We start from the raw sequence: 8,751 nt of genomic DNA, 5'->3' as shown, positions 1-8,751 counted from the left end.
TCAGGCTCATAACCTGAAGGTCGTAGGTTCAAATCCTACTCCCGCAACCAAATCTACACCACCAATCGCAGCCTACACAGGGTTACACACGCTCCACTGAAGCGTTTGCCGGACACCCTCCGCCGCGTCAGGCTCATAACCTGAAGGGCGGCGCGTCCCGCAGATTGTCCAGTGGACGAACCCGGCGCTGACCGCTCGGAGCCCAGGCGCAGGTTCAAATCCTACGCCCGCAACCGAACCTCACCCCCTTCCACCAGCTCCGATCGCGCCGAGACCCCACGAAACCGTCAGCAGTGTCGTGCACGCCCATACCTTGATCCTCCCATCGATCGGTGTTTCAAATCCCTGCCGGACCTGCCTGTGCGACCTCGCGCAAGCCCGGCGTGGCAGGGAGACCGCAATGACCGCCCAGATCTTCTCGACCCGCAGCCGGCCGTTCCATCTCGGGCCGTTTCCGCTGGAACGGCTCGCTCGGCGCGCGGGCAGGGCGGACCTCTCGGACATACCGCCGAGCCAACCGGTCGATTTCGACCGACGCAGCGCCCCGGCCTCGCTGGTCAACGCGATGCGCGATTACCAGGCGCTGCTCGACGTAATCCGCGGCGGTCTGACGCCCGGGATCAAGGCCGGCTGCCCGGACGATCCCGAAGAGCGCGCGCGCCACATCAAGTCCTTCGGCTACTTCCAGGACGCGCCGATGGTGGGGATCGGGCACTTCGATCCTTCGATGAAGCTCGAGACCCCCATTGCCAACCCCGACATCGACCGCCTTGCCAAAGACGTCATGACCCGGCAGGTCAGGTCGCTGGCGGCGGGGATCGACGTGATCATGGCCGATCTGCGCGAAAGCATTGCCGCCCCGCCGCAACCGGTCGACGGGCACAGCCATGCGATCGTCTTTCTCTACAACCACAACCGCGATCCCGCCCCGGACGAGCCCGGCCATCCCTGGATGCGCGATGCGCAAGCCCAGCGCGCCTGCCTGCTTGGTGCCGAGACGGCGGTGGTGATCGCCAGCTACCTGCGGATCCTGGGCTACGACGCCAAGGCCCATAGCGGGGCCGCCAGCGATGTCGATCTCAACGCGCTGGCGGTGGCGGCCGGGCTCGCGGTGGTCGAGGACGGGCGGTTGGTCAATCCCTTCGTCGGCACGCGCTTTGGCCTCGCCGCGATCACCACCAATTTCGAGATGGCCACCGATGCGCCGCTGGCGCCGATCAGCGCGCAGCCGGCGGACCTTACCCATGGGTTGGCCTGGCGGCTGGGCCGTGGCTCGGCCAAGAACGGCCGCACGCTCGACCCCTATGCCCAGCGACGCTACACCGACGGGCCGCATCCGTTTGAACAGCTCAAGCGCGTCGACACACCAACCACCTTTATCGACGAGGCCCGCGTGCCGCGCGTGCCGAAACGCACCGATATGTTCGCCCGCTCGCAGTTCGGCGACATGGGAAAGGCCAACCAGGAGGCGGCCACGGGGGGCTATTTCGCCCGCAAATCGCCGATCAGCCAGGCCACCCGCCGGCCGATGGGCGGCTTTCACCTGTTGCAGGACAGCCCCGGGGCCGAGACGGTAGACGACAGCGCCCGCGACGCCAGGACCAACCACGAGGCGATCAAGGCAATCGGTTATTTCCTCGGCGCCGATGCCATCGGCATCTCGCGTTGCCCGGAGTGGGCCTGGTATTCGCATGACGCCCTGGGCGAGCCGATCGTGCCCACCGAGGACAATGCCATCTGCCTGATCATCGATCAGGGCTTCGACACCACCGAAGGCTCTTCCGGCGATGACTGGATCGCGGTGGCGCAGTCGATGCGGGCCTATCTGCGGTTCTCGCTCTTGGGCGGGGTGATCGCCCAGCAGATCCGCAACCTCGGCTATTCGGCCAAGTCGCATACCTCGATGAGCAGCGAGGTGCTGCATCCGCCGCTCCTGCTACTGGCGGGGTTGGGCGAGGTCAGCCGGATCGGCGAGGTGATCGTCAACCCGTTCCTCGGGCCGCGGCTGAAATCCGGTGTGATCACCACCGACATGCGCCTGACCCACGACAAACCGGTCGATTTCGGCATGCAGGCCTTCTGCGAGGCCTGCAACAAATGCGCCCGCGAATGCCCTTCTGGCGCGATCACCGCGGGGCCGAAGCTGATGTTCAACGGCTACGAGATCTGGAAATCGGACAGCCAGAAATGCACCACCTACCGCATTACACAGAAGGGCGGGGCGATGTGCGGCCGCTGCATGAAGACCTGTCCTTGGAACATGGAAGGGCTGGCGCATGAAAAGCCGTTGCGCTGGATCGCCACCAACGTGCCGGCAATGGCCGGGGTGCTGGCCAAGGCCGATGACCTGGTGGGCAATGGCCGGATCAATCCCAGGAAACGCTGGTGGTGGGACCTGAAATGGTACCCTGATGGCCGCTGCGAGATGGTGGCGCCGGAAGAGACCAACATGCGCGAGCTGCAGACCGACCTGAAGCTCGACTACGCCGACCAGACCCTCGCGGTCTATCCTGCCAATCTCGCGCCGCACCCCTGGCCGTTTCCGTTTCCGATGGACCGTGAAAAGGGCATCGAGGCCTATCAGGCGATGATCACCGCCAACGAATACCAAGCCCGGCTCGACCGGGGCGAGACCGAGGGGCTGGCGCATGAATATACGCTCAGCGGTGCGGCGCCGGTGATCCGGGTCGAGGTGACGCGCGCCGAAAGGCTGACCGACGGGATCACCCGCTACGAACTGGCATCGCTTGACGGCGAACCGCTGCCGGAATGGACGGCGGGGGCGCATCTGGATGTGGTGGTGGCGCCGGAGTACTTCCGGCAGTATTCGCTCTGTGGCGACCCGGCCGACCGCACGCGCTATCAGATCGCGGTGCTGCGTGAGGCGGCGGGCCGTGGTGGGTCGGCGCTGATGCACCGGATCTTCACCGAAGGGCGCAAGGTCTTCATCTCGCGGCCGATCAACCATTTTCCGCTGGCGCCGGATGGGGTGAAACACCTGTTGCTGGGCGGCGGCATCGGCATCACGCCGATGATCGCCTTTGCCCATGAGACCCATGCCAAGGGCGTGGATTTCGCGCTGCACTATTCGGTCTCGCGCCGCGAGGAGGCCGGGTTCCTGAAGGATTTGCAAGCGGTTGACTGGGTGGACAAGGTGCAGCTGCATGTCTCGGATGAGGGCAGCCGCGCTGATCTCGACACCATTCTTGCCGGATACCGGCCGGGCTGGCACGTCTATACCTGCGGGCCGGAGCGCTACATGTCGGCGGTGATGTCGGCGGCCGAGCGACAAGGTTTCCCCGAGCAGGCCCGGCACCTGGAGTATTTCTCGGTGCCCGAACTGCCGGAGTACGAGAACCACGCCTTTACCCTGCGGCTGGCGCGGTCCGGTCGGGAATTTACCGTGCCGGCCGACCGCAGCGCCACCGATGTGCTGCAGGAAAACGGCGTGCAGATCGACGTCAAATGCGCGGACGGGATTTGCGGCGTGTGCAAATGCGGGCTGGTCTCGGGCGAGGCCGAGCATCGCGATTTCGTGCTGTCAAAGGCGCAGCGCGAAGGCGCAATCATCCTCTGCCAGAGCCGCGCGGCCCAGCCCGGCGGGGTGCTCGAGGTCGATCTCTAGACAGCTGCCGGCGCGACTTGACAGGGTTGGACCGTTCCAATAGGAGTGTGTGGAACGTTCCAAGACGGTGCCGATCCGCGATGACCCAGACCATTCCGCAAGCCATCCTCGACGCGCTGACCGATGTCGACATGCCGCGCCTGGCGCCAGAGCCGGGCTTTGCCGAGACCTGCATGCTGGCCGGTCACAGCATCCCGGTCCACCGGGCCGGGGCCATCGTGGTGGGCAGCGGCGCGGCGGGGCTGCGCGCGGCGGTGGAGCTGAAGCGGCGTGGCGGCGATGTCTGCATCGTCAGCCAGAGCGCCTGGGGCGGCACCTCGGCCTGTTCCGGCTCTGACAAGCAGACGCTGCACACCGCCAATACCGCCGACCAGGGCGATGATTTCAAGGCGATGGCGCGGGCGATCCGCGGGGGCGGCGCGATGGACGAGGACACCGCCTATATCGAGGCGGTGGGCTCGGTCCGCGCAATGGCCTCGCTGCAGTTTCTCGGGCTGCCGCTGCCGCAGGACGCGCTCGGCGGCACCCTGCGCTATCAGACCGATCACGACGAAACAGGCCGCGCCACGAGCTGCGGGCCACGCACCTCTCGGCTGATGGTCAAGGTGCTGGCGCAGGAGGCGCTGCGGCTGGGCATTTCGTTCTTCAACCAGACCACCGCCGTGCGCATCCTGAAACAGGCGGGCCGCGTCACCGGGTTTCTGGCCGTCCGGCCCAAGGACCGCTCGGAGGACAACCCCCTCGGCCTCGCGCTCTTTCGCTGCGAGGCGCTGGTGCTGGCGGCCGGGGGCCCGGGCGAGCTCTACCGCGACAGCGTCTTTCCCAACGGCTGTTTCGGCTCGCTGGGTCTGGCGCTCGAGGCCGGAATCACCTTGGTCAATATTACCGAGAGCCAGTTCGGCATCGGCACCCGGCGCGAGGGCTTTCCCTGGAACCTCTCGGGCACCTATGTGCAGGTCATCCCGCATATCTACTCCGTCGATGACGCGGGCAGGGAGCATCACTTCCTCACCGACTACTACCGCAGCACGCAGGAGCTGGCGTCGAACGTCTTTCGCAAGGGCTATCAATGGCCGTTCCACGCGTCGCGGATGCTGGACTTCCGCTCGAGCCTCGTCGACCTCGCGATCTTTCGCGAAACGCAGGCGGGGCGACGGGTGTTCATGGATTTCAACCGCAACCCGCTGCCGGTGCCGGGCGACGTGCCGTTCAGCCTCGACCGGCTCGATGATGACGTCAGCCGTTACCTGCGCAATGCCGGCGCCGATCACGCGCTGCCGATCGACCGCTTGCGCCACATGAACCCGCTCGCGATTGAACTGTACCGCCGCTACAAGGTCGACATCGCTGCCGATCCCTTGGAATTTGCGGTCAACAACCAGCATATGAACGGCGGCATCGCGGTCGATACCTGGGGGCGCAGCTCGCTTCATGGTGTCTATGCGGTGGGCGAGGCGGCGGGCACCCATGGCGCCACGCGGCCCGGCGGCTCGGCGCTGAATGCCGGGCAGGTGTTTGGCACGCGGGTGGCGGAGCACATCGCCGCCAGTGGCCGCGCCGTTGCGCCGCCTGAGGGCGCGGCCGAGGCAGACGGGGCGGTCGCTGAGATCGCCGCGTCGCTGCGGCCAGAGACCGGGGTGCCGTTGACAGCGCTGCGCGCCGAGGTGCAGGCGCGGATGAGTGACACGGCGGGCATTCTCTGCACCGGCGAAGAGGTCCGCGCGGCATTGCAGGCGGCGCGGGACCTGAACGCGCGGATCCGGGCGCAGGGCATCGGCTACAGCCGCGCCCCTGAGGTCGGCCGGGCACTGCAATGGCAGCAGATGGCGCTGACCTCGGAGGCGGTGCTGACGGCGCTCGATCACTATATTTCAAGCGGCGGCGGCTCTCGCGGCGCGCGGGCGATCTGCGATCCGGCGGGCACGGCGCTGCCGATGGCGGTGACCGGCCCGCTCGAGGAGGTGCGCTTTCGCCCGGAGCGCGAGGAGGACAAGGCGAGCCAGATCACCCTGCGGATGGAGGGCCGCGCGATGGTGCTGGCCACCCGGCCCAACCGCAGTTTCGACGAGGCCGCCAAGGCGGTGTTCGAGCGTGACTGGCCGGCCTGGCTGACCGGCGCGATCTTTGATCTGCCTCAGCCGCCGCTCGACTGACGGACCACCAGCTGCACCGGCGTCCGGGTTTCCTGTGGCGGCGGGGTGCCCTTGTCGAGCCAGCCGATCACCGTTTCGGCCGCCTGCGCGCCGATCCCGGCAATGTCGCAGCGCACCGAGCTGAGGGTCGGAAAGCATTGCGCCGCTTCGGAAATGTCATCGAAGCCGACGACGCGGACGTCGCGGCCCACCGTGACGCCGATCTCCTGAAACCCGGAGAGCATCCCCAGCGCCACCAGATCGTTGAAACAGACGGCGGCATCGACCTCGGGATAGGCCCCGGCCAGCATCCGCACCGCATCGCGGCCGAACGCGCGGCTCGACTGGCCGGTCAGCATCACCGGCGTCATGCCCGCCTCGGCCAGCACCTCGCGATAGCCGGCCTGGCGTTCCTCGGTCACCGCCCGCGCCTCAAGCCCGCCGACAAAGGCCACCTGACGCGCGCCGCTCGCCAGCAAGTGCCGCGTCGCCTCGGCGCTGCCCTTGGCGTAATCGGGGGCGGTGAAAGGGAAGAGGTCCAGCCGGTCATCGACCCGCCGCAGCATCTGCATTGCCGGCATGCCGGCCCGCGCAATGGCATCAAAGGTCGCCCCGGTCTCGCCATAGGCCGGGCAGAGGATCAGCGCCGAGACGCCATGTTCGATCATCGCGCCCACCATCTGCGCCTGCAGCCCGGCGTCCTCGTCGGTGTTGGCGATCACCGCGGAATAGCCCTTGTCGGCCAGCGCCATCTGCAGCGAGGTGGCGAACTCGGTAAAGAACGGATTGCGCAGGTCGTTGATCACCAGCCCGATCAGCCCGGCGTCTGACTTACGCATGTTGGCGGCCGAGCGGTTGTAGACATAGCCGATCCGCGCCATCGCCGCGCGCACCTGCTTGCGGGTTTCCTCGCGCACCGAGGCGCTGTTCTGCAGCACCAGGCTGACGGTCGATTTCGACACGCCCGCCTCGCGCGCCACGTCGATGATGGTCGGTCTGCGGGCCATGTCGCGGTTTCCTGCCTCGCCTCGGGTCAGCCTGACATAGGCCGCAGCGCCGCCAAAGGCCAGACCGTCAGGCGGTCCCGACGGCGAGGTCGAAACAGAGGATGCCGTCCTTGCCGCCCTGCGCGTGTTCGGTCAGCTTGGCGCCGGCGATCTGATGGTCGGGGTGGTCCTGATAGGCCTGCAACCCGTCCCAATCGGTGAAATCGGCAATGAAGCCATGCATGTAGCCGCGCTCCATCTGCTCGGGGCTCTCGCTCTTGCCGGCGGTGATGCCGAGGCAGGCGGGCAGCTTGTCCTCGATCTCCTTGAGCTCGTCAAAAAGCGCCGCGATCTTCGCTTCGCTCACCTCCGGCTTGAACCGGATCAGGACCACGTGTCGGATCATGTTTTCATCCCATTGTCTGATTTGATCATCTCTGCCGCTTTCTCGCCGATCATGATGGCGGCGGCGTTGGTGTTCGAGGATATCACCGTCGGCATGATCGAATTGTCGACCACCCGCAGCCCCTCAATGCCGTTGAACCTGAGCCGCGTATCGACCACCGCACCCGGGTCCACGCCCATCCGGCAGGTGCCGGCGCAATGGTGTGAGGTCTTGGAATGGGTGCAGATGAAGTCGAAATAGTCCTGATCGGTCCTGACCTCGGGGCCGGGCAGCCGCTCGGCCAGAATGAACTTGGCCAGCGGCGCCTGCGACAGGATCTCCTGCGTCAGCTTCAGCCCCCGGATCGACATCTCGCGGTCGAGAGGATCGGCGAGGTAATTCGGATCGATCAGCGGGGCGTGCGCCGGATCGGCGCTCTGCAACCGCACGGTGCCGCGCGACCGCGGGCGCAGGTAGCAGGAATTCAGCGTGACCCCGCCCTGCGGCATGGCGGCGACGCCATGTTCGATGCCGGTGCCGAGACCGAGGTGAAACTGGATATCGGGCGAGCGCGCGTTCGGGTCGGCGTACCAGAAGCCGCCGGTCTCGAACAGCGACGAGGCCACAGGCCCCTTGCGCCCGGCGACATATTGCAGCCCGGCCAGCGCCGCCCAGAGCGGCTTGGCATAGCGGTCATAGCTGTGCGGGCCGGAGAGTTCGCTGATGCAATAGAGGTCGAGGTGGTCCTGCAGGTTGGCGCCGATCTCGGGCTGATCCTGGATCACGTCGATGCCCAGAGCGGTCAGAGCCTCCGCCGGCCCCAGCCCCGAGAGCTGCAGCAGGCGCGGCGAGCCGATGGCGCCCGAACAGAGCAGCACCTCGCGCTCGGCCGTGAGCCGGGTGCCGTCCATCATCTCGACGCCCTTGGCGCGGCCGCGCTCGATCACCAGCCGCCGGACCTGCGCGCCAAGCTTGACCGTCAGGTTCTTGCGGTGGCGGTTCGGCGTGACATAGGCCATCGCCGCCGAAGACCGCCGCACGTTGCGCTGGGTCAGCTGGTAGTAGCAGACGCCGTCCTGCCGCGCGCCGTTGATATCCGTGTTTTGCGGGATGCCGAGCGCCGCGGCGGCCTCGAAATAGGCCTCGCAGATCGGCAGCGGCGCGCGCGGTTCGCTGACACCCAAGGGTCCGCCCTTGCCGTGGAATTCGTTCTCGTAGGTCTCGTTGTCCTCGGCCTTCTTGAAAAACGGCAGCACGTCGTCATAGCCCCAGCCGCTGCAGCCCATCTGCCGCCAGTCGTCGTAATCCTGCGGATTGCCGCGGGTGTAGATCTGCGCATTTATCGCCGAGCCGCCGCCGATCACCTTGGCTTGGGTGTAGCGGAACACCTTGTTCTGCATGTGTTTTTGCGGCACCGTCTCCCAGCCCCACGAGCCGATGCCCTTGGTCATCTTGGCGAAACCGGCGGGCAGGTGATAGAACGGATGCCGGTCGCTGCCGCCCGCCTCGAGCAGCAGAACCCGCGCCGAGGCGTCCTCTGACAGCCGCCCGGCAAGGACCGACCCGGCGGAACCGCCGCCGATAATGATGAAATCGTAGCCTTTGGACATGGGGTCTTTCCTG

Annotated in this window: 5 protein-coding genes; 2 read left to right on the top strand and 3 right to left on the bottom strand. The window is 66.8% G+C overall.

Annotated features, from left to right (window positions below; translation table 11 throughout):
* Positions 1-400 precede the first annotated feature (400 nt).
* Together VOI27_RS20445 and VOI27_RS20440 are read left to right on the top strand one after the other, a co-directional pair.
* On the top strand, positions 401-3,625 hold the full coding sequence (locus tag VOI27_RS20445; RefSeq protein WP_323768024.1) for a reductive dehalogenase: 3,225 nt from the start codon (positions 401-403) through the stop codon (positions 3,623-3,625).
* 80 nt (positions 3,626-3,705) lie between these two features.
* Positions 3,706-5,778 carry an FAD-binding protein gene (locus VOI27_RS20440; RefSeq protein ID WP_323768022.1) on the top strand — a complete coding sequence of 691 codons (2,073 nt, stop codon included), beginning with the start codon at positions 3,706-3,708 and terminating at the stop codon, positions 5,776-5,778.
* Here the strand turns inward: VOI27_RS20440 and VOI27_RS20435 are convergent.
* The 3 genes from VOI27_RS20435 to VOI27_RS20425 all read right to left on the bottom strand — a co-directional run bounded on the left by VOI27_RS20435 (position 5,760) and on the right by VOI27_RS20425 (position 8,738).
* Positions 5,760-6,764 (bottom strand): LacI family DNA-binding transcriptional regulator, encoded by a 1,005-nt coding sequence (locus VOI27_RS20435; protein ID WP_323768021.1) that lies wholly within the window; start codon positions 6,762-6,764, stop codon positions 5,760-5,762. The two genes, VOI27_RS20440 and VOI27_RS20435, sit on opposite strands and share 19 nt — an antisense overlap.
* A gap of 67 nt (positions 6,765-6,831) precedes the next feature.
* Positions 6,832-7,149 carry a Dabb family protein gene (locus VOI27_RS20430; RefSeq protein ID WP_323768019.1) on the bottom strand — a complete coding sequence of 106 codons (318 nt, stop codon included), beginning with the start codon at positions 7,147-7,149 and terminating at the stop codon, positions 6,832-6,834.
* On the bottom strand, positions 7,146-8,738 hold the full coding sequence (locus tag VOI27_RS20425; protein ID WP_323768017.1) for a GMC family oxidoreductase: 1,593 nt from the start codon (positions 8,736-8,738) through the stop codon (positions 7,146-7,148). The genes VOI27_RS20430 and VOI27_RS20425 overlap by 4 nt, the downstream gene beginning before the upstream one ends.
* Positions 8,739-8,751: the final 13 nt, after the last annotated feature.

Source organism: Marinovum sp., from assembly GCF_034669705.1.
Taxonomy (GTDB): Bacteria; Pseudomonadota; Alphaproteobacteria; order Rhodobacterales; family Rhodobacteraceae; genus Marinovum.
The sequence above is the reverse complement of the archived record's forward strand: the minus strand, read 5'-3'. Positions and strand labels throughout refer to the sequence as shown.